This window comes from Mesorhizobium sp. P2_A12 (assembly GCF_056405075.1).
The window spans coordinates 486,154-507,376 of record NZ_JBFUCU010000002.1 but is presented as its reverse complement, the minus strand read 5'-3'; the positions used below and the strand labels follow the sequence as shown (position 1 = coordinate 507,376).

Here is a 21,223-nt window from a genome sequence, read left to right as displayed (position 1 = left end):
CTTTGAGGGTGGATTTCAGGCTTGGGGATGGAGAAGGTCGGCAAGGCCGATCCGTTCCATGAGTTGCGCGCGAACGCGATCGGCGACGCCATTGACGACCGCCGCACCATCGTCAGCGGGATCGACGTGCACGCGCAGCGGACGCCTTCCGTGCGGCATCGCCACGAGGTCGACGATGGCCGCCGCGATATCGGCCGGGTCGGCATCCGCCGGCTCAAGTGCGGCCAGCCCCTTCAGCACCTGCTGATCGACGCCGGCGTAGGGGCCAGACCAGTAGAGCGCGGCGCGCTCCGCATCCGCCGGCGCTGCCGCATGATGAAAATGCTCCGTGCCCTTGGTGAAGGCGCCCGGCACGACGATGGTCGTCTCGATGCCGAAGCGGGCGAGTTCCAGCGCATAGCTCTGCGCCAGTGCATCCATGCCGGCCTTGGCCGCGAAATAGGCCGCGAGGAAGGGCGGCGTGCCGCCGCGCGTGCTGCTCGAGCCGACCCAGATCATCTGGCCCCGGCCAAGAGAGCGCATATGCGGCAAGGCCGCACGGTTGACGCGCTGTGTGCCGACGACGTTGACGTCATAGAGCTGCGCCAGCTGTTCGGGTGCGAAAGCCTCGGTCGGTCCGAATCCCATGTGTCCGGCGTTGTGGATCAGCACGTCGAGCCGGCCGGCCTCGCTGACGATCAGCCGGACCGCCGCCTCTGCCGAGGCGTCCGAGGTCACGTCGAGCGCGATAGGCTTGAGCGCCACGCCCTCATCGCGAGCGAATTTTTCCATCTCCGCTGCAGCAGAACCCCCGCGCGCCGCCGGGTCGCGCATCGATGCGTAGACCTTGTGGCCCGCCCTTGCGAGCGCCCGCGCCGTCATCGCGCCGAAGCCGCTGGAAGCGCCTGTGATCAAAATTGTCTGTTGCATGATTGTCTCCTCAGACCACGCCGCCATTGGCGCGGATGATTTGCCCGTTGACCCAACCGCTATCCGGCCCGGCCAGGAACGACACCAGCCCGGCAATGTCGTCGGGCTGGCCGAGCCGGCCGAGCGGGATCATTTTGCCGATGGCCTCGATTTGCGCTTGGCTCTTGCCGTCCGTGAACAGGGCGGTCTCGATCGGTCCGGGTGCCACGGCGTTGACGGTCACGCGGCGCGCGCCAAGCTCCTTGGCCAGGATGTGGGTCATCGCCTCGACGCCCGCCTTGGTGGCGGCGTAGACGCCGTAACCCGGCTGGTAGAGGCCGACGACGCTGCTTGAGAAATTGATAATGCGGCCGCCATCGCGAAGCCGGTGCGCACCTTCCCGCATACCGCGGAACACACCGCCGAGATTGATCGCGACCTGCATGTCGAACGAGGCGTCATCGGTCTCGGCGATCGGCGAAAGCTTCATGATGCCGGCATTGTTGACGAGAATGTCGATGCCACCGAACGCCTTCTCGCCGGCATCGAACAGCGTGGTGAGGCCCGCCGGATCGGCGATATCGGCCTGCACGGCGATCCCCTTGCCGCCGCCGGCTTCGATCGCCCGGACAAGCTCTTCGGCCTCTACGCGTCCCCGTGCATAGTTGACGACGACGGCCACGCCGTCGCGGGCGAGCCGCTGCGCGATGGCGGCACCGATGCCCTTCGAGGCGCCGGTCACGATCGCCGTTCTGGTTTGAGTATCTGTCATGGAAGTGTCTCCGCGTTGTTGGTGACACGGATATAGACCAAGCCAGCTTCCGGACAATCAGCCGCCTATTGACATGACTATTCGGAAACTGCGAACAAAGACCATGGATCGTCTGGACACCATGCGGCTCTTCGTTCGCGTTCTGGAGCGGCGCAGCTTCACCGCCGCCGCGGCAGATCTCGGCCTGCCGCGCTCAACCGCGACGGAAGCGATCCGGCGGCTCGAAGAGCATCTCGGCGCGCGCCTGCTGGAGCGAACGACGCGGCAGGTCAACGCCACGCAGGACGGCGAAGCTTATTATCGGCGCTGCCTGTCCATCCTTGCCGAGATCGAGGATGCCGAGGCCGCCTTCCGCAATGCCGAGCCTTACGGGCTGCTGCGCATCGACGCCAGCACGCTGCTCACCCGCACATTCCTGTTGCCGCGACTGCCCGAGTTTCTCGCCCGCTATTCCCGCATCGACCTGCAGATCGGACAGAGCGACCGGCTGGTCGATCTCGTGCGCGAGGGCGTCGACTGCGTGATACGCGTCGGCGAGCCGTCCGACAGCGGCATGATCATGCGGCGCCTGGCGATGATCCGCGAGATCACCTGCGCCAGTCCCGCCTATCTGGAGCGCCACGGCAGGCCGATCTCCCCCGATGCGTTGGATGGTCACCAGGCAGTGGGCTTCGTCTCGTCGCGCACCGGCGAGACCCTGCCCTTCGAATTCACCGTGGCCGGCAGGATCCGCGAGGTCCGGCTGCCGGGCCGTGTGGCAGCCAACAATTCAGACACCGCCGCCGATCTGGCACGGCTTGGACTTGGCCTCATCCAGGCACCGCGCTATCGCTTCGAGAAGGACCTTGCCGATGGGACGCTCGTCGAGGTGCTGGCCGACTACCCGCCTTCGCCGTCGCCGCTGTCAGCGCTTTACCCGCAGAACAGGCAGCTCTCGCCGCGGCTTCGCGTCTTCCTCGACTGGGCATCGCGCATCTTCGCTAAGGCAAACCTCTAGCGGCCAGCATCGACCGTGAATAAGCCCAGACGACGCCGGTTCGCCAGTACTGGTTCAGCCCGCGGGCTGAAATGCCGGCATAGGCACGATGCTGAAACTTCAGGCTGGTCTGGAAGGTTAAATTTAAGCGTTTGGCAGTAGGATCGACCGACGAGCTATTGTCCAGCAAAGGTACCCGGGTCGAATTGGCCACAACGCGATATAGTCTCGGCCGCTTGAGACAGGCCGTTTTTTCTTCCGCCAACTTGCCGGCGGCAATAGCCTTTGTTGTGCTCATGATCTGCGCCGTCGTTGCCGACCAGCAGAACAGGAAGGTCTCTGATCAGCTGGCGCGCGCCGATGTGCTGGCCAAGGTCAACGTCATCCGCGCCAAGCTCGAAGGTAATGTAAACGGCAATCTCCAGCTTGTTCAGGGGCTCGTCTCAGCCATCGTTACAGAGCCCTATATGGGCCAGCAGAGATTTGCGTCGCTCGCAGGCAATCTGTTCGCGCAGAAATCGCAATTGCACAACATCGCCGGCGCGCCCGACCTGGTTATCTCGCTGATGTACCCGATGGAAGGCAACGAGAAGGCTATCGGGCTCGATTACCGCAAGAACGAGGAGCAACGCCTGGCAGCGCTTCGGGCGCGCGACCAGCGCGTGCTCGTATTTGCCGGACCGGTCAAGCTGGCGCAAGGCGGGCGCGGCTTCATCGGTCGCATCCCGGTCTTCGTGCCGACGGCCGGAGGCGGCGACCGCTTCTGGGGCATTGTCTCGGCAGTCGTCGATGTCGACCGGCTCTATGCGGCGAGCGGACTGGCCGACCCCGATCTCGATATCGATGTGGCGCTGACCGGCAAGGATGCGCTGGGCGGCGGGGGCGAACGTTTCTTCGGCAACGGCACTGTCGTCGCCGGCAATCCCGTTGCGGCCGATGTGCAGCTGCCTTCGGGTTCCTGGCAGATTTCGGCCATCCCCAAGGGTGGCTGGCCAGCGGCTCCGAAAAATCAATTGGCCTTGCGGGCGCTCATGGCACTTGCCGGCGCGCTGGTGGTGTTGCCGATCCTGGTGGCCGGGCGGCTGTTCGGCGAAAGGCAAAGGAACTACGCCGAGTTGAGGCGCTTGTCCGGCCGCCTGGAGCTGGCCCTGGAAGCCTCGGGCATCGGCGTTTGGGAGCACGATCTCGCCACCAACGAACTGCTGTGGGACGACCGCGTCAACGAAATCTATGGCAAGCCAGCCGACGGCAAGCCACGCGGCTATAGCGACTGGGCGCTGGCGATCCACCCCGAGGACATCGAGCGGGCAAAGCAGGACTTCGATTCGGCCGCGGCGACAAAAGGCCCCTACTTCTCGCAATACCGGCTCCTGCGCCCCGACGGCGCCATCCGTCATGTGCGCACGCGCGCAAGTTTCTTCCAGGACATCGGCGGCACGCCCAAGCTGATCGGCGCCGAATGGGACGTGACCAGCGACGTCCTGCTTAATGAGAACCTCATTCGCGAGCGCCAGCTGTCGGAATCGAAGAACGCCGAGCTGAAGCTGGCCAAGGCGCGTATCGAGCATGTGGCGCTGCACGATTCGCTCACCGGCCTGCCCAACCGCCGCTATCTCGACGAGATGCTGGCTGAAACCGGCCAACACGACCGCATGGCGCTGCTGCATCTCGACCTCGACCGCTTCAAGCAGATCAATGACACGCTCGGCCACGCAGCGGGCGACGCCATGCTGATGCATGCCTCGAAGGTCATCACGGCCAATGCCGGCTCTGCGGATTTCGTTGCGCGCATCGGCGGCGACGAGTTCATTGTGGTGAGCCATGGGCGTGACGATGACGACCTCTCGGCACTCGCCGACCGCATCATCGAGGAGATGCGCCAGCCTGTCTATTATCGAGGCCATCAGTGCCGGTTCGGAGTCAGCATCGGCATTGCCGCCAACAGCGGCGTCGACGCAAAGCAGTTGCTCGTCAACGCCGATCTCGCGCTTTACCGGGCGAAAGGCCGTGGCCGCAACCGCTACGAGTTCTTCAACGAGGAACTGCAGAGCGAGATCGTGCGGACCAAGCAGGTCGCCGACGAGATCCTGGGCGGGCTGGAGCGGGATGAATTCGTCGCCTACTACCAGCCGCAGTTCGACGCCAGGACGCTCGAGATCGTCGGCGTCGAAGCGTTGTCGCGCTGGAAGCATCCGCGACGCGGCATCCTGGCCCCCGACGCCTATCTCAAGGTGGCCGAAGAGCTCAATGTCGTGGCGCTGATCGACCGCATCGTCCTCAAGGATGCGCTGGAGAATTTCGAGCGCTGGTCGCGCAGCCATCTCAACATCCCGCGTGTCTCGGTCAACGTCTCGGCCAGGCGCCTGGAGGACAAGGACTTGATCAAGGGTTTGCGCGAGCTCGCCATCAAGGAAGGAACCGTGTCGTTCGAGCTGGTGGAGTCCATCTTCCTCGACGAGAACGACGATCTGGTCACCTGGAACATCGAGCACATCAAGGAGCTCGGCATCGACATCGAGATCGACGATTTTGGCACCGGCTATGCCTCGATCGTCTCCCTGCTCAAGTTGCGGCCGCGTCGCCTCAAGATCGACCGCCAACTGGTCACGCCCATCACCGGCTCAACCGCGCAGCGACAGCTGGTGTCGTCGATCATCGAGATCGGCAAATCGCTCGGCATCGAAGTGGTTGCCGAGGGCGTCGAGACGATGGAGCACGCGCGCATCCTGAAAGAGCTTGGCTGCGATATCCTGCAAGGCTATTTTCTTGGCCGCCCGATGGAGGCGAAGGCCTTCAAGACCTTCGCCCAGTCGCGCAAGTGGCTGGCCGCGGGGTAGTGGCTCGGCACCCTTAGCTCCGCAGCCCCGGCGCTTCGTGCCCGGTGCGCTCGACATATTCGGTATAGCCGCCGCCATAGGTGTGGATGCCTTCGGGCGTCAGTTCCAGCACGCGGTTGGAAAGTGCCGCCAGGAAATGCCGGTCGTGCGACACGAACAGCATGGTGCCTTCATACTGGGAGAGTGCCGTGATCAGCATCTCCTTGGTGGCGATGTCGAGATGGTTGGTGGGCTCGTCGAGCACCAGCAGGTTGGGTGGGTCGAACAGCATCAGCGCCATCACCAGCCGCGCCTTCTCGCCGCCTGACAGCACCCGGCATTTCTTCTCGATTTCGTCGCCGGAAAAGCCGAAGCAGCCGGCGAGTGCCCTGAGCGGCGCCTGGCCGGCCTGCGGGAATGCGTCCTCCAGCGTCTGGAACACGGTGCGCTCGCCTTCCAGCAATTCCATGGCGTGCTGGGCGAAATAGCCCATCTTCACGCTTGGACCGCGCGCCACGGTGCCGGCGTCGGGCTCGGAGGCACCGGCGACCAGCTTCAGCAGCGTCGACTTGCCGGCACCGTTGACGCCCATGATGCACCAGCGCTCGCGGCGGCGGACCTGGAAATCCAGCCCTTCATAGATGCTGCGGCTGCCATAGCCCTTGTGGACGCTCTTCAGCGTTACGACATCCTCGCCGCAGCGCGGCGCCGGCTGGAAGTCGAAGGACACCGTCTGGCGGCGCTTGGGCGGCTCGACGCGGTCGATCTTGTCGAGCTTCTTCACCCGGCTCTGCACCTGGGCGGCGTGCGAGGCGCGCGCCTTGAAGCGCTCGATGAAAGCTATCTCCTTGGCCAGCATCGCCTGCTGGCGCTCGAACTGCGCCTGCTGCTGTTTGTCGGCGATCGCCCGCTGCTGCTGGTAGAATTCGTAATTGCCGGAATAGGCGGTCAATGAACCGGCGTCGATCTCGACCACCTTGTTGACGATGCGGTTCATGAACTCGCGGTCGTGCGAGGTCATCAGCAATGCGCCATCATAGTTCTTCAGGAAGGATTCCAGCCAGATCAGGCTTTCGAGGTCGAGATGGTTGCTCGGCTCGTCGAGCAGCATGGCGTCGGGCCGCATCAGAAGGATGCGGGCCAGCGCCACGCGCATCTTCCAGCCGCCGGAGAGTTTTCCGACATCGCCGTCCATCATCTCCTGGCTGAAACCCAGACCATCGAGCACCTCGCGCGCGCGGCCGTCGAGCGCATAGCCGTCGAGCTCCTCGAAACGGTGCTGGGCCTCGCCATATCTGGCGATGATGTCGTCCATCTGGTCGGCCTGGTCGGGGTCGGCCATGGCGGCCTCGAGTGCGGCCATCTCGGCCGCCACGTCGCTCACCGGCCCGGCGCCGTTCATCACTTCGGCCACCGCGCTGTGGCCTTCCATGTCGCCGACATCCTGGCTGAAATAGCCGATGGTGACGCCGCGATCGACCTGCACCTGGCCTTCGTCGGGCTGTTCCTGCCCGGCGATCATGCGAAACAGCGTCGTCTTGCCGGCGCCGTTGGGGCCGACGAGGCCGACCTTTTCGCCCTTCTGCAGCGCCGCCGATGCTTCGATGAAGACAAGCTGACGGCCGTTCTGCTTGCTGATGCTTTCCAGTCTGATCATGCGATTTCCGGGGGCTTGGAACTTGGAAGGATTTTCCCCGGGGCCAATACGCGATGGCGGGCGCCAGAGGAAGAGGCGCAAGCGCCGCAGCGGCAGCACTTCCCTCCTTCTTGTGGGAGAAACCAAGACCGTCCCCGGACACAATCCAGAAACAAGATTCAACAGTTCGGAAAAACTGGCGAAAAGATCGGCTGGCATAAGCATCCTCGCGGCGGCCGGAATGGTCGCGGCACAACGCCAACGGGATGTTACCGGCAATGCAACGAGGTTCGAACGGATGGACGGGTGCCCTGCTCGGCATGTCCCTTGCCGTCACCGTGATCGGACCGTCGGAAGCAAAAGCCGCCATCACCCGCAGCGAGCATTGCGACCGGCTCAGTCATCAACTCGACGAAGCCATCCAGACCAAAGCCGAGACGGCCGAGGTCGCCGAGGCAACGACGCTGCAGAAGACGGCCATCCGCTTCTGTGCCGAGCGCAAGCAGGCGCAAGGCATCAGGACACTGGCCAACGCTCTGGAGCTGCTTGGGGTGACGCCGGACGATGACGCCCAGTGATATCACATCTTTGAACCCAATTTTCGAAGACCGGACTTTCAACACGTCAAGAAGCACCCCCACTAGAAGCACGGCAACAAGCACGCCAAGGCTTATTGATCGCTCTTCTCTCTGACTTCCTCCCAGGGAAAGGCCGCCACTCGCAAAAGCGAGGGCGGCTTTTTTCTTGCGCGATTCTTCGAATGCGAGCATTCCGCCCGGAACTGCGTGAAATCAAGACCTTACAGCGGTTCAACGATTCAATAAGTGAACCGTTCGAAACCAGACAGCGGTTGAATCTGTGCTCCGCCGATCATGCCCGCGTCCGCGATCCTCACCACGGCAGCCTTTTGCCGTCGCGAAAGAAACCGCCGGTCGGACCGTCATCCGCCAAGGTCGCCGCCCAGACGATGCCCGCTGCTCCTTGCGCCACCGGGCGCCCGCCCGGCCCACCCATGTCGGTGGCGACCCAGCCGGGGCAGACGGCGTTGACCAGCACGCCGGCGCCGTGCAGTTCAGCCGCCAGCACGCAGGTCAGCGCGTTGAGGGTCGCCTTGGAGGTCGAATAGGCCGGCGCCCCCGCGCCCATCGAGGCCAGCGAACCACCCTCGGAAGAAACGTTGACCAGCCTGCCATGGCCACCGGCCTTGAGCAGCGGCGCGAAGGCGGACGCAGCCCGCCAGGCGCCGAAGACATTGGTCTCGAACGCCTCGCGGATGACCGTCCAGTCCGGCAGCAAAGCCCGCGAACCGGTGTCGTAGTGGATCGCGGCGTTGTTGATCAGCACGTCGAGACGGCCGAACCGGCGCTCGACATCCGCCGCCGCCAGTGCCGCCGCGTCGGACGCCGCGACATCGAACGCGATGGCCTCGACATGGCCCTCGAGCCCTCGTGCCGCAGCCTCGCCCTTGGCCTGATCACGCACGCCCAGAAGCACGGTAAAACCGAGTTTGGCCAACTGGCGCCCGGTCTCGAGCCCGATGCCGCGATTGGCGCCGGTAACAAGCGCGACCTTGCTGGATTGCGAGTTCATCTGCTGCTCCCGGGATGTCGATTGCTTCGCGAGAAAGATGGCACGCGCGGAAGTGAGGTGGCGGGGATCGCATTCTTCATGCGATGGCGTGCAGGAATCGGGTGGTGGCCTGGCGGCGCGCCATGCAATGGTTGATCCATCACGAGGACCAGCCATGCTCACGCTTCATGATTATCTGCCATCGCAGAATGGCTGGAAGGTCCGGGTTCTGCTCGGGCTGCTCAAGATCCCCTATGACAGTCACATGGTCTCGATTTTCGAGGGCGAGAGCCGCACCGACGCCTTCCTTGAGCTCAATCCTGCCGGTGCCGTCCCCGTGCTCCAGCTCGAAGACGGCAGCGCCATCGCGGAATCCAATGCGATCCTGACTTACCTCGCCGAAGGGACGCCCCTTCTGCCGGCTGACCGCTATCAGCGCGCCAAGGTTATGCAGTGGCTGTTCTTCGAACAATACAATGTCGAACCGGTCATCGGCTCGCTGCGCTTCTGGACCTTGACCGGACGCCTCGAGCGCAACCAGGGCATGGTTGCAGGTAAGCGCGAAGCCGGAGCTCGGACACTCGCCGCCATGAACCGCAGCCTTGGCGACACCCCGTTCCTCATCGGAAACGATTTCACGATCGCCGATATCGCTGTCTATGCCTACAGCCATAGCGCCGAGGATTGCGGCTTCTCGCTGGCGAACTATCCGGCGGTCATGGCGTGGATCGGCCGCGTGCGCGACGCCATCGGTCCCGGCCATCCGGTCCATCCCTACAGCATTGACCCGCATTCCGGCGCCTGAACGGTTTACTTCTTGCCCTGCGGACGATGCTGAAACCCCATTCAGGCGGGGCCGGGAGCCCGTCTGTTTACACCGCGGTAGAATAGGGATATTTTGTATCCTTAATAAAGCTCGGTCAGTATCGATCCCGGAATTCATCGATGATCCTGAAAAGCCAAGTCGAATGGGCGCTGCACTGCTGCGCTATTCTCGCAGGCCTGCCTGCCGGGCGCTATCTCTCGACCAAAGCGCTTGCCGAGTTCCACGGCCTTCCCAAGGAGTATCTATCCAAGGCCCTGCAAAGCCTGTCGCAGGCGGGCCTGGTCCATACGACGTTGGGTCCGTCAGGTGGATATCGATTGGCGCGGACGCCGGCTGAACTGACCTTCCTGGATATTGTCGAAGCGGTCGAGGGCAAGTCGTCGACGTTCGTGTGCAACAACATCCGCGCAAACAACCCATGTCGTCCGCAGGACTATTGCGAAAGCAGCCCTTGCGCGGTGTCGCGCATCATGTGGGAAGCCGACGAGGCTTGGCGTGCAAAATTGCGCGGCGTCAAGCTTTCCGATCTGACCGAGGCCCTGGCGCAGGAGATTCCAGCCGAACTCTGGAAGAGCAGCTTTGAATGGGTGCTGGAGCGCGCCGGATGAATGGAAATGGCAGATCGTGACGGATGGCTAGTCCTTCTTACAGACAACAGGCGGGCCATCGGGCACCCTGAGGATGCCACGCACCCGACATGGACTCGCCGACATGATTTCCGTCCACCGGAACGGCCGGACACCAGGTGCCCGGCCTCTTCGGCCTACTTGTCTCGTCGGCCTACTTCTTCACCGGATAGGTCAGTTCCTTCTGGTCGGTGTCGACCACGAAGACTGCCAGTAGTTTCGCTGGCTTGGTCTTGCTGCCGTTCTCGCTCACACTGTGGCGATCGCCCGGCAATTCCGAAAAGCTCTCGCCGGCCTTGTATACCTTGACCGGGCCATCATTGACCTGGCTGCGGATGGAGCCTTCCAGAACCGTCGCATAGATGAAGGCGGAGGTCGGATGGGTGTGCGCTTCCGAGTGACCGCCGGGACCATACTCGACCAGAATGCCCTTGATGCTCTTGCCGGGGACATTCGGCAGTTCATGCTCATAGACGAGCGTGACTTTGGCGGCTTTGCCGCCTGCGTCCTGGGCTGCGGCCGGGCTTGCCAAGGCAGCCGTGACGATAAGGGCGGCAAGGATTGACTTGATCATTTCGAAACTCCCTTTTTGCGTTGAGTGGAACGCCGCGCCCGAAGATGCGGCGCATCGTGACGATCATTTGCGCGTCGAGGTGGCGAACCACTGCTCGAAGGTGATGCCGCCGAGACGGGGATTGTTGTCGGAGACGAGCGACGTGTCGTTCAGCCTCGCGCCGAAGTAGCGCGCTTCCGGATCAGCCACGACCTTGCGAGGATCGCCGGCAGCCTTCAGGTAGCGGGCGACGAGCTCGCTCATTCGCACACGCTCCGGACCGGAAATCTCGATCATGCCGTTGATCGGCGCGGCGAGCGCGACACCGGCCATGACGTCGGCGACGTCGTCGGAGGCGATGGGTTGTATATAGGCCGGCGACAGATGCACGGCATCGCCGACCGTACCTGATTGGGCGATGCCAGCCAGGAACTCCATGAACTGCGTGGAATGAACGATCGTGTAGGGAATGCCGGAAGCCTTGATCAGATTTTCCTGGGCGAGTTTGGCGCGGAAATAGCCGACGTCCTGCAGGCGTTCGGTTCCGACAACCGAGAGCGCGATGTGGTGCTTGACGCCAGCAGCCTTGTCCGCCGCGAGCAGATTGTGGCCCGACGTCTCGAAGAATTCCATCGCGGCCTTGTCCTCGAAGGAGGGTGAGTTGGCGAGGTCGATCACGACCTCGGCGCCCGCGAGCGCTTCCTTCAGACCTTCGCCGGTGATGGTGTTGACACCGGTATTCGGGGAGGCGGCGATCACCTCGCACCCCTGTCTGCGTAGGCGTTCCACTGTCTTGGAACCGATGAGGCCGGTGCCCCCAATGATGACGATTTTCATAAGACTTCTCCGTTAGCGGCCGCGCCGTCGCGCCGCATCGATTGATGGGTATGCCAGAAGGAAGGGGTTAGTTCAGGCCAGCCTTGTCGAGGCCGTAGAGCTTGTCTGCAGAGCCGGGCGCGGTCTTGAAGGCGACGTTGGCGCGGTTCCAGGCGTTGATGGCCATGATCGAGAAGGTCAGGTCGGAGATTTCCTTTTCCGAAAGCTGCCCACGCACACGCTCATAGAGCTCATCCGGAATACCGCCTTCGGGCAGCTTCGTGACGGCTTCGGTCCAGGCAAGGGCGGCGCGTTCACGAGGAATGAAAAGGTTCGATTCGCGCCAGATGGCGACATGGTAGAGCCGCAACTCGCTCTCGCCGTGGATCTTTGCTTCCTTGACATGCATGTCGAGGCAGAAGGCGCAGCCATTGATCTGGGACGCCCGGATATGGACCAGATCGCGGATCTTCTCTTCGATCACGCTGCGCGCCTCGGCCATGCTGAAGTCGAGAAACTTCTTGAATAGCTCAGGGGATTGTTGGGCGACGTTCAGGCGCTGTGTCACTGCTCTCTCCTTTTGAGGACATTTAATATCCTTAAGGATACATGATATCCATAATTCTGTAAAGCGCCTCCCGCCTGGGATGCGGGACATAAGGTTTATGTCGAAAAGTATGGGGTGAGAGTGGATCGGGATTTCGAACGTTCCCGCGAGTGGCGGAGACAGGTCCTTTCCCGGCGGCGGCGAATCGACCTCGATCTGACGCGGCCGGCCGTCATCAGCGGCCTTGATCGACTGCATGGCACCCGAAAGCCCGAGGCGGCCAATACCCACCGTGGCTGGAGCAAGTCCAAGAAAGTGTGAAACGGGTGCGGCTAAACGCAAAGCGCCGGCAGTCCGGCGCCTGAAAGGACTTACTTCTTGCCCTGCGGATGGATCGTCTCGCCGCGCTTCAGCATCGCGACGAAGGTCTCGATCTTCTTCTTGCGGCCAGCTTCGGTCTTCATGTTGTGGGTGCGGAAGGCAAGCGCGAAGCGGTTCTGTGCGCTGAGCTTTGCCAGCATCTCTTTCGCCTTGGGTTCGGCATCTATGGCTGCCTGCAGGTCATCGGGGATTTTCATCTCCTTGCCGCTGCCGTAGGCGCGCGCCCAGCGGCCGTCGGCCTTCGCTGCCTCGACCTGTCTCAGCCCATGCTCGGTCATGCGGCCCTCCTCGACCAGCCGCGCGACATTGTCGATGTTGATCAAGCTCCAGATGCTCTTCCTGCCGCGCGGCGTGTAGCGCTGCAGGAAGCTGTCGCGGTCCAGCCCCTTGCGCACCGCGTCGATCCAGCCGAAGCACAGTACCACGTCGATGGCCTCTTTCGGCGTGATCGACTTCAGCCCCGACCCCACCTTGTGGATCTTGATCCACACCTCGGTTTCCGCAGCGTGGTGCTTGCCGAGCCAGGCGTGGAAGCTGGCCGAGTCCGGGAACTCCCTGACCTTGTCGGGATCGACCCTGACCGGCGCCATCAGCCGGCCTGCCCGTTCGCTGCGCTTGCCGCTCGCATCACCGTCATCTTGCCTCCAGCATCGTGCCAAATCATGCGCCTGCGCGACCCCAAGGGAACCTGGTGGTGTTTGCAAGTGCGCAACGCGACTAGGGCGCACTTGGCCGAAAATATTTTCCTCCACCCCGCTGTCGAAATCTCGCAGACCTGCCATGGTCCTGTTCAACACGCTTGGGGGACACATCATGAAATCTCTGCTCGTCGCCCTGGCGATGCTGTTTCCCACAGCTGCCCTCGGCGAACCGATCGACACCCTGAAAATCATCACGGCGGTGACCGGCGACTTCAACGGCGACGGCGCCGTCGACCTTGCCATGGTGGTCGAGACCCAGCCCGGCAGTCCGATGGACATCCACTTCTTCCTCAGGGACAAGGAGCACAATTACCTCAAGCCCGTCGAAACCGTGCACGAGCAGATCCTCGGCGAATGGAACGGTTACGACCGGCCGGGCTACGAAAATTCAGACACCGAGCCGGAACTGACGATGCTGGCGAACGGCTCGATCAAGTTCTATCTTCCGGCGATGCCGATCGGCGGCCAGCGGACCAACATGACGCTGACCATAGCCTGGCGCAACAGTGCCTTCATCGTGGCCGGTTTTGCCTATGACTACGAGGATTTCCAGCAGGACAATGTCGCCAGCGCCTGTGAGTACAACGTGCTGACCGGCAAGGGGACCAGCAGCAAGACGCAGCCGGACGGCAGTTCGAAGCACAGGACTGTGTCGGTGGAAGGCCGGACCGTCGCCTTCAAGGACTGGAACCCGGGTGCTGATTTCAGCGCTTGCGACGGGTGATGGGCGTCTCTTCGACCGGCTTCAGGTCGGTGGCGGCGCTGCCGGCGTCAATCCGTGCCGGCGCATGATGTCCATCATCTTGAGCTTGTCCGGCGGGCCGCCGGCGGCGGCGTTGAACACCGCAAAGGCCTCGCGAAAATAGTCCGGGCCGATCGCCGCCGGCGTGATGACGCAAAGCGCCTTGGCATCCCTGGTGCCATTGTTGTCAAACCGGTGTACGGCGCCGCGTGGAATGCACAGCGCCTCCCCTGGCCCGACCTCGATCGCCTTGCCGTCGACGGTCCACGTCAAGACCCCGTCGACGCCGTAGATCGTCTCTTCGTAGTGGTCGTGGCTGTGCGCCGTCGCCGGCAGCCGCTGCGCGCCGGGCACCATCAGTTCGAAGGCGGCGACGCTGCCGTTCGAACTGTCGCCTGACACCAGGAAGCGAACCGATAGCCCCTTAGTACCGATGGTTTCGTTGGCTGGATTGACCTGAAGATCCAAGGCTGGCATTGCATAAGCTCCCCGAATAAATTACATTTACCGCTCATAAGTAAACTCAATTTACCGGATCGTCAATGGCCACCTCCACCGAAGTTCTCCAGACCAGGACCGAGGATCTGCTGATCGGCGCGCTGCTGCGCGTGCCGGCCCAGGCGATCCAGCGCCGGCTGATCAAGGAGCTCAACGCCGCCGGCTTCGACGAATTACGCCTGCCGCATATGGCGGTGCTGCAGTTTCCCGGGCCGGACGGCGCGCGCCCAAGCACCATCGCCGAGCGCGCAGGCATGAGCAAACAGGCCATCAACCAGCTGCTCAGTAGTCTCGAAGCTTACGGCTATCTGGTGCGCTCCGACATTCCGGGCGAAGGCAGCGCGCGCGTGGTGCGGTCCACCGAACGGGGGCATGCCGCCTTCTGGAAAATGGTCGACATCCTGGGCGACATCGAGGAAGAGTGGCGCGCCGAGCTCGGACCGGAACGCTTTGGCCAGCTGAAAGCGCTGTTGTTTGTCGTCTGGGATAGCCCGCTGGCGCGCTGAGCGACCACCAGTCGACGTTGCGAGACCGAGCTTCCATTCCGCCCGGGACTGAGGTCAATCGGCATTTCCGATAGCGCCATCGGTTTCTTCCGTTTCCCTGGCTCACACCGAACTGCCAATCCCCTGCCCTTGTTCATCCAAACAAAGGCAGAGCGAAATGAGCATTTCAAACCAGAAAATCCTGATCGTCGGCGGCGGTTCCGGCATGGGTCTGGCGCTGGCGCGGCGATGCATCGAGGCGGGCGCCGAGACCGTCATCGCCGGGCGCGACGAGGACCGGCTGCGGCAGGCGTGCGACGCGATGGGCAACCCGGCTGGCCTGGAGGTGGCCACTGTCGACATCACGCGAGAAGACCAGGTGGCTGAGCTGTTCGCGCGGATCGGCGGGCTCAACCACGTGGTCAGCACCGCCGCCGACATCGAAGGCGCCTACCGGCTGTTGCCGGAGCTCGACCTGAAGGCAGGGCAAAGGGTGGTGGAGAGCAAGCTTTACGGCCCGCTGCTGCTCGCCAAGCATGGCGCACCACGGCTTGGCCCCGCCGGGTCGATGACCTTCGTCTCCGGCATCGCCGCCTATCGGCCGGCAGCACGCGGCTCCGTCGTTGCCGCCGTCAATGCAGCGCTCGAAGGGCTGGTGCGGGCGCTCGCCGTGGAGCTCGCACCAATCCGCGTCAACGCCGTATCACCCGGCTGGGTCGACACCACGATCTGGGCGCAGGTCGCCGGTGACAGAAAGGCCGAGATGCTGGCCGCGATGGCCGAACGACTGCCGGTCGGCAGGATCGGCCAACCCGACGATATCGCCGACGCCATCCTCTTCCTGATCGGCAATGGTTTCACCACGGGAACGACGCTGCATGTCGAGGGCGGCCACCGTCTTGTCTAGGATGGCCCAGTGCGAGGAATTGCTTTTAAAGCAAGGCTTTGGAGCAGTTCGCCGATTCAGGCTCTGAACTGGTTTGAGAGCGTTCCGTAGCAGGCGCTAGCGTGTCCCGCACGGCGGCAAGAAGCTGCCTGAGCGCCGGTGGCTGAACACGCCGGCGTCGCCAGATCATCGCCAGCGGTGCCGACCGCATCTGGCCGGGCCACGGCATTTCGACAAGATCGCCACGCGCCAGCGCCTCGCTGACGGCAAGGCGCGGCACCAGGCCCAGCCCCGCGCCGGCCGCCACCAGCCGTGCGATGGCGCCGATGCTGCCGACCTCAGCGGCAAGCCTGGGCGCGGGGATGCTCGCCTCGGCGAAGGCGGTGTCGAACATGTGCCGGTATGTGCATCCGGGCTCCGTTGCCACGAAGCGCAACGAGGCAAGCGCAGCCAGATCTGATGGCGCTGGACCCAGCCCCGGGGCCGCGACAAGCACCAGCGGTTCGGCCACGATCGTGCGCCTGGCGAAATTGTCACTGGAGCTGCCCTCGTCGCGACGGTCGAAGCAGAAGGCGACGTCGATGTCACCGTCCTCCAGCAGGTGCCGCAGCGCGCCGCTGTCGGCCACTTTCATGCGCACGGTGATGTCGGGATGGCGGGCCTGAAACCCGGGCAGCCATGGCGCCAGCCGGGCAGACGCGATCGTCTCCAGCGCGCCGATGGTCAGTGCCCCGCTGGTCTGTCCGGCAGCCGCCTGCACGGCCGCGCGCGCCTCGCCATCGAGCCGCAACAGGTCTGCGGCGATGGGCTTCAGCGCCAGTCCTGCCGGCGTCAAGTCGAGACCCGTTTTCGAGCGCGTGAACAGGGCAGCGCCAAGCTCGGCCTCGAGCGACTGGATCTGGTCGCTGACACTCGATTGCGCCAGATGAACCGTCTCGGCGGCGCGCGTGATGTTGCGGCTCCGCGCCACCGCGAGGAAGGTCTTGAGCAATCTGTGATGCAACGAAATGTCCTGGCCGATGCCTACTGCAGCTGCGGCTTCTTGAGGAAACTGCCGCGGTCGGCCGATTTGACGCGCAGCCAGGTTTCGCGGCCGTCGCGCAGCACCCGCATCGGGATCTCCGCGCCGGCCGAGCCGCTCTCCCATAGCTTGCGATAGAAATCGGCCAGCCCATCGACCGCGCCGTCGCGGATGTCGGAGATGATGTCGCCCTGCCGCAGGCCGGCCTTGGCAGCCGGGCCGCCTTCGGTCACGCTCATCACCACCACCTTGCCGTCGCTTTCTGCCGACAGAGCGCCGAGCCACGGGCGCGGCGGCCTGGCCACATGGCCGCGCGTCAGGAGATCGTCGAGAATGGGTGGCAAAAGGTCGATCGGCACTACCATGTTGATGTCGGCGACCTCGCCGTTGCGGCTCATCTGCAGGCGCAGCGAACCGATGCCGAGCAGCGAGCCGTCGGCGCCGAACAGCCCGGCGCCACCCCAGGACGGATGCGCGGGCGCGATGAAAATCGCCTCGTCGAGCAGATACTCCCAATAGCCGGCGAATTCCTGCTTGGTGACGATCCTGGCCTGCACCGACTGGCCGACGCCGTCGGCCAGCACCACGGCGTCACCGATCCTGGCCTTGCCGGCATCGCCCAGCGCCACCGCCGGCAGGCCGAGCGGCGCCAGCGCCTGCACCAGGCCGAAGCCCGATTCCTGGTCATAGGCGAGCGCGTGCGCCGGGATGACGCGGCCGTCATGGCTGGTCAGCCAGACCTCTTCCGCTTCGGTGATGAGATAGCCGATGGTTAGTACCAGCCCGTCTGCGCGGATAACGACGCCGCTGCCTTCCCTGAGCGTGCCAAGGGCACCCGCCGTAAAGGCATCCTCCGGAACGGTGGCCCGTACGGCAACGACCGAGCGCGGATTGGGATTGATGGTCATGCTGTCATTCCTGGATAGGTGATATTTCTATAGGTATGCCGCAAGGGAGATGGTGCAAGGGGCGAGAAGCGGTTCGCGCGGCCTCTGGCACGATGAATTCGCTTCGCGAACCGGCTGGCTCACCCCACCAGGGGAAGGTAAAACGGCGCCTCCGTCAACAATAGTTCAACGCAAGTTGAACTTCCCCATCTGAAACCCTAGTTGTAAGGCGACCTGCCCATCCTTCCCCACGAGGCCCTGAGATGACCGACTACACCCCGCCGAAAGTATGGACCTGGAACAAAGCGAATGGCGGCGCCTTTGCCAGCATCAACCGGCCGATCGCCGGGCCAACGCACGACAAGGACCTGCCCGTCGGCAAGCACCCGCTGCAGCTCTATTCGCTGGCGACGCCGAACGGCGTCAAGGTGACCGTCATGCTGGAGGAGCTTCTCGCGCGCGGCCACAAGGGCGCCGAATATGATGCCTGGCTGATCCGCATCAACGATGGCGACCAGTTCGGCAGCGGCTTCGTCGACGTCAATCCCAATTCCAAGATTCCCGCCTTGATGGACCGCAGCGGCAAGACGCCGGTGCGCATCTTCGAATCCGGCTCGATCCTCGTCTATCTGGCCGAAAAATTCGGCGAATTCCTGCCGACCGAGCAGCCGGCCCGCGCCGAGGTGCTGTCCTGGCTGTTCTGGCAGATGGGCTCGGCGCCGTATCTGGGCGGCGGCTTCGGCCATTTTTACGCCTATGCGCCTGAGAAGTTCGAATATGCCATCGACCGCTTCTCGATGGAGGTGAAGCGCCAGATGGACGTGCTCGACCGTCGGCTGGCCGAAACCGAATATCTCGGCGGCAAGGACTACAGCATCGCCGACATGGCGGTTTGGCCCTGGTATGGCGGGCTGGCGCTCGGCCGCATGTACAATGATTCAGGCGAGTTCCTGTCCGTGCACGAATACCAGCATGTGCAGCGCTGGGCCAAGGCGATCGACGCCCGCCCGGCGGTCAAGCGCGGTCGCATGGTCAACCGCGCCTTCGGTGAACCCGCCATGCAGTTGCATGAGCGCCACGACGCCCGCGATTTTGAGACGAACACGCAGGACAAGCTGGCCGCCGAATAGGCTACGGCAAAGCCTGCCTCAAAGGAAAGCCCGCCACCGACGCGAATGTCTGGTGACGGGCTCCTCCCAAGACAACCCAACGCGGGCAATCCCTATGCGTCGGGCCTCACTCAGTGCAGGACTTCGACGATCTGGCGGGTCTCTGGATCGACCAGGACGGTTTGGTCATTGATCACCGCGACGCGATATTTGACGTCGGGCACCTGCCGCAATTCGACCGTGTCGGGCACCGACGAGCCGAGCTTGAGTTCGACGCCCAGCAGGTTCACCGACGCAAGCGGCTCCTTCTTGATGTATTGGCGGACGACCGTCTCCTGCTCAGGCTGCACGACGACGACGTTTTCTGCCATCGCCACGCCAATACCGCCCACCAGGACGATCGCGGCCGCAGCACTCGAAAGATAATGTTTCATCATAGCCTCCATTGTATTCATCGTAACTCCGCCCTGGATGAAAACTCCGCCGCCACTGTGAGGTTCCATTTCAATTCCCGAATTGAAAGCATCACGAAATCGGCCTGATATTAACGCTTGTTGATCCAGCTGTCGGTCTAAGGGGCACAAAAGCTTCCGGAGTTCGTAGATAAATTATGCAGATCGGTGCTGCATCGCACACAGAACTGCCAAGAGCTACACGGGTCACGGGAGAACGCCCCATGGCATGGGCTTCAAAGGCCGTCGCCAGCGGCGCTGGATCGGCCTCAATATTTTCATTGCCTAGCCAACGTAGAGCGCACCGTGTCGTTCCAGCCGCCTTTCTTGTTTTGGCCGAAAGCTCCGACACGAAAGGGCCCGCCTTGCTGGGAGCAAAGCGGGCCTTAGACGGTGTGGCCGGAGGTGGCAGTCCTCACAGGTCACACTCAAAACGCGAAGCGCCGGCGCTTGGTTCCCGCGCTTGCCCCGCAGTGATGCCAACAGACAGGCGCTCGTCTGAAAAGCACTTAGAGCCTGGCCAGCAGGTCGGGTTCCAGATGCAGCCACATGGCCACGTTGTGGCAAATCTCCAACTACGCAACGCGGCAGCCGGAAAGGTGTTGGATCTAAAAGGCGACCAAAAGCTGGTAGTCGAACCCGACGCGCCTCCGGAAGTCCTACTGAGCCTATCTGATCAAGCCAGCAAGCGCTACAACCAGCTGACAGGCTCGACCTCCAACGTGCCACGCTCGGTACGGCAGTACCATTGACTCTGTCGACAATGTGACCTCAAACTTTTGAGACAAGGGAGAACGAAGCTGACATGGTCGTCGCCCGTAACCTGGAGGGTCGTGAGAACGCGAATGCATGGACCGAAAATTCTCGTTCGAACGCTGTCATCGAGTACACGCAGCGACAAATCCGGCAATCGGTGGCAATACCATTCGCGTAGCGACCATCATTCCAAGGTCGCTTGTTGGGGCGTGATCTTCGATCTTCTCTCGTCCACACCCTTGTTGCGCAGGCACGTGGAAGCCGGCGTCGTATGCTTCGGCATAAATTACGAGATGCGAGACTTCGTGCATGATCGAAAGAAGAACCTCGATCTCGTTCTCTGCACTTCAAACGGTGCTGCCACGGGCGACACGCTAGCGAGCATCGCCGCTGGCTACGACATTGTATTGACAGATGGCGAACGTGGGGACCTCGATGGCCTGCCAACACTCGTAAGGGCGCCGGTCGGATCGGTGATAATGGCACTCGAAGCGAAGGCATGCATGACAGCCCATCAGCGCGCCCTTCCCCGGCTGTACGACGAATTGAATTCCTCGCACCTTACGGTTCACGGCTCAAGCGACCAAGCGATAGCGGTCGGTTTCACGATGGTGAATATCGCCGATCACTACCTCAGCCCAGACCTCAACAAGAAGAATCGAGCGACCGATCCAGACTGGAGCCAGCACAAGCAGCCGCGCGACGCTCAGCTCGCGATCGACAAAATCAAGCAGCTACCGCGCCGATCAAAGGTAGGCGACGTCGGCTATGACGCGCTTTCAATCGTTGTCATCGACATGCCCAACGACGGGTCATCGGTCAAGCTGATCAGTAGCCTTCCGGCTCCACAGCACGGCGACATCTATCACTACGACGCAATGATCACGCGCCTATCTGGCATTTATGCGACCCGCTTCAAGGATCTTGCCTAACTTCCGCTGGACGTATTCGACCTGGCACTCCCATACGACAACGACCTTGTAGCCCTTCACTCGGAGCTCCGTGATTGCATTGGCATCGCGCTGCCGATTGGCGCGAAATTTGGACTTCCAGAACTCGGTGTTCGATTTGGGCAGCGTTGCCTTTCGGCAACTGGTGTGATGGTGCCAGAAGCAGCCATTGACGAAAATAGCCCAGCATCGGGAACTGTTCGCGAAGTCCGGGCTTCCAGGGAGGTTTCTAACGTTCCTGCGGTAATGCAAGCCAAGTTCGCGGAGGACTGTCGCGACCTGGGTCTCGATCTTTGTGCCCTTCTGCCTAATCCCGGCCATCCGTGCCGA

Annotated in this window: 24 protein-coding genes; 10 read left to right on the top strand and 14 right to left on the bottom strand. The window is 62.9% G+C overall.

The annotated features are described in order from the left end of the window. Window positions 1-15: 15 nt before the first annotated feature. Both AC1DZU_RS07325 and AC1DZU_RS07320 read right to left on the bottom strand, forming a co-directional pair. Window positions 16-912, bottom strand: coding sequence for an SDR family oxidoreductase (locus AC1DZU_RS07325; RefSeq protein ID WP_477283292.1), 897 nt, complete (start codon window positions 910-912; stop codon window positions 16-18). Between the two features lie 7 nt (window positions 913-919). After that, window positions 920-1,660 (bottom strand): SDR family oxidoreductase, encoded by a 741-nt coding sequence (locus tag AC1DZU_RS07320; protein ID WP_477283144.1) that lies wholly within the window; start codon window positions 1,658-1,660, stop codon window positions 920-922. Between the two features lie 103 nt (window positions 1,661-1,763). Here AC1DZU_RS07320 and AC1DZU_RS07315 point away from each other — a divergent pair, with 103 nt between their 5' ends. Beyond that, window positions 1,764-2,657 carry a LysR family transcriptional regulator gene (locus AC1DZU_RS07315; protein ID WP_477283142.1) on the top strand — a complete coding sequence of 298 codons (894 nt, stop codon included), beginning with the start codon at window positions 1,764-1,766 and terminating at the stop codon, window positions 2,655-2,657. Here AC1DZU_RS07315 and AC1DZU_RS07310 read toward each other — a convergent pair. Then, a complete protein-coding gene (locus AC1DZU_RS07310) occupies window positions 2,641-2,934 on the bottom strand; it encodes a hypothetical protein (protein ID WP_477283140.1) in 294 nt (97 codons plus the stop codon). The two genes, AC1DZU_RS07315 and AC1DZU_RS07310, sit on opposite strands and share 17 nt — an antisense overlap. Here AC1DZU_RS07310 and AC1DZU_RS07305 point away from each other — a divergent pair. Next, window positions 2,933-5,473, top strand: coding sequence for a bifunctional diguanylate cyclase/phosphodiesterase (locus tag AC1DZU_RS07305; protein ID WP_477283138.1), 2,541 nt, complete (start codon window positions 2,933-2,935; stop codon window positions 5,471-5,473). The genes AC1DZU_RS07310 and AC1DZU_RS07305 overlap by 2 nt on opposite strands. Before the next feature lie 13 nt (window positions 5,474-5,486). On the opposite strand, the gene AC1DZU_RS07300 is transcribed toward AC1DZU_RS07305, so the two are convergent. Continuing rightward, the gene (locus tag AC1DZU_RS07300) at window positions 5,487-7,109 is read right to left on the bottom strand and encodes an ABC-F family ATP-binding cassette domain-containing protein (RefSeq protein ID WP_477283136.1); all 1,623 of its coding nucleotides are present in this window, start codon (window positions 7,107-7,109) and stop codon (window positions 5,487-5,489) included. A gap of 257 nt (window positions 7,110-7,366) precedes the next feature. Here AC1DZU_RS07300 and AC1DZU_RS07295 point away from each other — a divergent pair, with 257 nt between their 5' ends. Next, complete coding sequence (locus tag AC1DZU_RS07295) at window positions 7,367-7,666, top strand: hypothetical protein (RefSeq protein ID WP_477283134.1); 300 nt, start codon at window positions 7,367-7,369, stop codon at window positions 7,664-7,666. A 313-nt stretch (window positions 7,667-7,979) separates the two neighbouring features. On the opposite strand, the gene AC1DZU_RS07290 is transcribed toward AC1DZU_RS07295, so the two are convergent. Then, on the bottom strand, window positions 7,980-8,678 hold the full coding sequence (locus AC1DZU_RS07290; RefSeq protein WP_477283132.1) for an SDR family NAD(P)-dependent oxidoreductase: 699 nt from the start codon (window positions 8,676-8,678) through the stop codon (window positions 7,980-7,982). Window positions 8,679-8,832: 154 nt separating this feature from the next. Between AC1DZU_RS07290 and AC1DZU_RS07285 the strand changes: the two genes are divergently transcribed. Together AC1DZU_RS07285 and AC1DZU_RS07280 are read left to right on the top strand one after the other, a co-directional pair. Continuing rightward, window positions 8,833-9,462: a glutathione S-transferase family protein gene (locus tag AC1DZU_RS07285; RefSeq protein ID WP_477283130.1), complete on the top strand. Its 630-nt coding sequence runs from the start codon at window positions 8,833-8,835 to the stop codon at window positions 9,460-9,462. A 140-nt stretch (window positions 9,463-9,602) separates the two neighbouring features. Continuing rightward, window positions 9,603-10,091 carry an RrF2 family transcriptional regulator gene (locus AC1DZU_RS07280; protein ID WP_477283128.1) on the top strand — a complete coding sequence of 163 codons (489 nt, stop codon included), beginning with the start codon at window positions 9,603-9,605 and terminating at the stop codon, window positions 10,089-10,091. 172 nt (window positions 10,092-10,263) lie between these two features. On the opposite strand, the gene AC1DZU_RS07275 is transcribed toward AC1DZU_RS07280, so the two are convergent. The 4 genes from AC1DZU_RS07275 to AC1DZU_RS07260 all read right to left on the bottom strand — a co-directional run bounded on the left by AC1DZU_RS07275 (window position 10,264) and on the right by AC1DZU_RS07260 (window position 12,996). Then, window positions 10,264-10,683 carry a cupin domain-containing protein gene (locus AC1DZU_RS07275; protein ID WP_477283126.1) on the bottom strand — a complete coding sequence of 140 codons (420 nt, stop codon included), beginning with the start codon at window positions 10,681-10,683 and terminating at the stop codon, window positions 10,264-10,266. 63 nt (window positions 10,684-10,746) lie between these two features. Continuing rightward, complete coding sequence (locus AC1DZU_RS07270) at window positions 10,747-11,499, bottom strand: SDR family oxidoreductase (protein ID WP_477283124.1); 753 nt, start codon at window positions 11,497-11,499, stop codon at window positions 10,747-10,749. A gap of 67 nt (window positions 11,500-11,566) precedes the next feature. Further along, window positions 11,567-12,046 (bottom strand): carboxymuconolactone decarboxylase family protein, encoded by a 480-nt coding sequence (locus tag AC1DZU_RS07265; RefSeq protein ID WP_477283122.1) that lies wholly within the window; start codon window positions 12,044-12,046, stop codon window positions 11,567-11,569. Window positions 12,047-12,396: 350 nt separating this feature from the next. Next, window positions 12,397-12,996, bottom strand: a complete 600-nt coding sequence (locus AC1DZU_RS07260) for a YdeI/OmpD-associated family protein (protein ID WP_477283290.1) — start codon at window positions 12,994-12,996, stop codon at window positions 12,397-12,399. Between the two features lie 223 nt (window positions 12,997-13,219). Between AC1DZU_RS07260 and AC1DZU_RS07255 the strand changes: the two genes are divergently transcribed. Then, complete coding sequence (locus tag AC1DZU_RS07255; protein WP_477283120.1) at window positions 13,220-13,831, top strand: hypothetical protein; 612 nt, start codon at window positions 13,220-13,222, stop codon at window positions 13,829-13,831. Window positions 13,832-13,852: 21 nt separating this feature from the next. Here AC1DZU_RS07255 and AC1DZU_RS07250 read toward each other — a convergent pair whose 3' ends face one another. Then, entirely contained in the window at window positions 13,853-14,326 is a 474-nt protein-coding gene (locus AC1DZU_RS07250; RefSeq protein ID WP_477283118.1) for a cupin domain-containing protein, read from the bottom strand. A gap of 65 nt (window positions 14,327-14,391) precedes the next feature. On the opposite strand from AC1DZU_RS07250, the gene AC1DZU_RS07245 reads away from it, so the two are divergent. Both AC1DZU_RS07245 and AC1DZU_RS07240 read left to right on the top strand, forming a co-directional pair. Continuing rightward, a complete protein-coding gene (locus AC1DZU_RS07245) occupies window positions 14,392-14,853 on the top strand; it encodes a MarR family winged helix-turn-helix transcriptional regulator (RefSeq protein ID WP_477283116.1) in 462 nt (153 codons plus the stop codon). A gap of 157 nt (window positions 14,854-15,010) precedes the next feature. Further along, on the top strand, window positions 15,011-15,739 hold the full coding sequence (locus AC1DZU_RS07240; protein ID WP_477283114.1) for an SDR family oxidoreductase: 729 nt from the start codon (window positions 15,011-15,013) through the stop codon (window positions 15,737-15,739). Window positions 15,740-15,764: 25 nt separating this feature from the next. Here AC1DZU_RS07240 and AC1DZU_RS07235 read toward each other — a convergent pair whose 3' ends face one another. Together AC1DZU_RS07235 and AC1DZU_RS07230 are read right to left on the bottom strand one after the other, a co-directional pair. Further along, window positions 15,765-16,721: a LysR family transcriptional regulator gene (locus AC1DZU_RS07235; protein ID WP_477283112.1), complete on the bottom strand. Its 957-nt coding sequence runs from the start codon at window positions 16,719-16,721 to the stop codon at window positions 15,765-15,767. Window positions 16,722-16,741: 20 nt separating this feature from the next. Beyond that, the gene (locus AC1DZU_RS07230) at window positions 16,742-17,647 is read right to left on the bottom strand and encodes a S1C family serine protease (protein WP_477283110.1); all 906 of its coding nucleotides are present in this window, start codon (window positions 17,645-17,647) and stop codon (window positions 16,742-16,744) included. A gap of 242 nt (window positions 17,648-17,889) precedes the next feature. On the opposite strand from AC1DZU_RS07230, the gene yghU reads away from it, so the two are divergent. Next, window positions 17,890-18,756 carry a glutathione-dependent disulfide-bond oxidoreductase gene (gene yghU, locus AC1DZU_RS07225; protein ID WP_477283108.1) on the top strand — a complete coding sequence of 289 codons (867 nt, stop codon included), beginning with the start codon at window positions 17,890-17,892 and terminating at the stop codon, window positions 18,754-18,756. A gap of 110 nt (window positions 18,757-18,866) precedes the next feature. Here yghU and AC1DZU_RS07220 read toward each other — a convergent pair whose 3' ends face one another. Then, complete coding sequence (locus AC1DZU_RS07220) at window positions 18,867-19,169, bottom strand: DUF1236 domain-containing protein (protein ID WP_477283106.1); 303 nt, start codon at window positions 19,167-19,169, stop codon at window positions 18,867-18,869. 863 nt (window positions 19,170-20,032) lie between these two features. Here AC1DZU_RS07220 and AC1DZU_RS07215 point away from each other — a divergent pair. After that, window positions 20,033-20,875: a hypothetical protein gene (locus AC1DZU_RS07215; RefSeq protein ID WP_477283104.1), complete on the top strand. Its 843-nt coding sequence runs from the start codon at window positions 20,033-20,035 to the stop codon at window positions 20,873-20,875. On the opposite strand, the gene AC1DZU_RS07210 is transcribed toward AC1DZU_RS07215, so the two are convergent. Then, complete coding sequence (locus tag AC1DZU_RS07210; protein WP_477283289.1) at window positions 20,834-21,214, bottom strand: very short patch repair endonuclease; 381 nt, start codon at window positions 21,212-21,214, stop codon at window positions 20,834-20,836. The two genes, AC1DZU_RS07215 and AC1DZU_RS07210, sit on opposite strands and share 42 nt — an antisense overlap. Window positions 21,215-21,223 lie beyond the last annotated feature (9 nt).

Coding starts and splice junctions, on each gene's coding strand:
- AC1DZU_RS07320 (WP_477283144.1), bottom strand. CDS start 1,660: ATGACAGATACTCAAACCAGAACGGCGATCGTGACCGGCGCCTCGAAG.
- AC1DZU_RS07315 (WP_477283142.1), top strand. CDS start 1,764: ATGGATCGTCTGGACACCATGCGGCTCTTCGTTCGCGTTCTGGAGCGG.
- AC1DZU_RS07305 (WP_477283138.1), top strand. CDS start 2,933: ATGATCTGCGCCGTCGTTGCCGACCAGCAGAACAGGAAGGTCTCTGAT.
- AC1DZU_RS07310 (WP_477283140.1), bottom strand. CDS start 2,934: ATGAGCACAACAAAGGCTATTGCCGCCGGCAAGTTGGCGGAAGAAAAA.
- AC1DZU_RS07300 (WP_477283136.1), bottom strand. CDS start 7,109: ATGATCAGACTGGAAAGCATCAGCAAGCAGAACGGCCGTCAGCTTGTC.
- AC1DZU_RS07295 (WP_477283134.1), top strand. CDS start 7,367: ATGCAACGAGGTTCGAACGGATGGACGGGTGCCCTGCTCGGCATGTCC.
- AC1DZU_RS07290 (WP_477283132.1), bottom strand. CDS start 8,678: ATGAACTCGCAATCCAGCAAGGTCGCGCTTGTTACCGGCGCCAATCGC.
- AC1DZU_RS07285 (WP_477283130.1), top strand. CDS start 8,833: ATGCTCACGCTTCATGATTATCTGCCATCGCAGAATGGCTGGAAGGTC.
- AC1DZU_RS07280 (WP_477283128.1), top strand. CDS start 9,603: ATGATCCTGAAAAGCCAAGTCGAATGGGCGCTGCACTGCTGCGCTATT.
- AC1DZU_RS07275 (WP_477283126.1), bottom strand. CDS start 10,683: ATGATCAAGTCAATCCTTGCCGCCCTTATCGTCACGGCTGCCTTGGCA.
- AC1DZU_RS07270 (WP_477283124.1), bottom strand. CDS start 11,499: ATGAAAATCGTCATCATTGGGGGCACCGGCCTCATCGGTTCCAAGACA.
- AC1DZU_RS07260 (WP_477283290.1), bottom strand. CDS start 12,996: ATGGCGCCGGTCAGGGTCGATCCCGACAAGGTCAGGGAGTTCCCGGAC.
- AC1DZU_RS07255 (WP_477283120.1), top strand. CDS start 13,220: ATGAAATCTCTGCTCGTCGCCCTGGCGATGCTGTTTCCCACAGCTGCC.
- AC1DZU_RS07250 (WP_477283118.1), bottom strand. CDS start 14,326: ATGCCAGCCTTGGATCTTCAGGTCAATCCAGCCAACGAAACCATCGGT.
- AC1DZU_RS07245 (WP_477283116.1), top strand. CDS start 14,392: ATGGCCACCTCCACCGAAGTTCTCCAGACCAGGACCGAGGATCTGCTG.
- AC1DZU_RS07240 (WP_477283114.1), top strand. CDS start 15,011: ATGAGCATTTCAAACCAGAAAATCCTGATCGTCGGCGGCGGTTCCGGC.
- AC1DZU_RS07230 (WP_477283110.1), bottom strand. CDS start 17,647: ATGACCATCAATCCCAATCCGCGCTCGGTCGTTGCCGTACGGGCCACC.
- yghU (WP_477283108.1), top strand. CDS start 17,890: ATGACCGACTACACCCCGCCGAAAGTATGGACCTGGAACAAAGCGAAT.
- AC1DZU_RS07220 (WP_477283106.1), bottom strand. CDS start 19,169: ATGAAACATTATCTTTCGAGTGCTGCGGCCGCGATCGTCCTGGTGGGC.
- AC1DZU_RS07215 (WP_477283104.1), top strand. CDS start 20,033: ATGCATGGACCGAAAATTCTCGTTCGAACGCTGTCATCGAGTACACGC.
- AC1DZU_RS07210 (WP_477283289.1), bottom strand. CDS start 21,214: ATGGCCGGGATTAGGCAGAAGGGCACAAAGATCGAGACCCAGGTCGCG.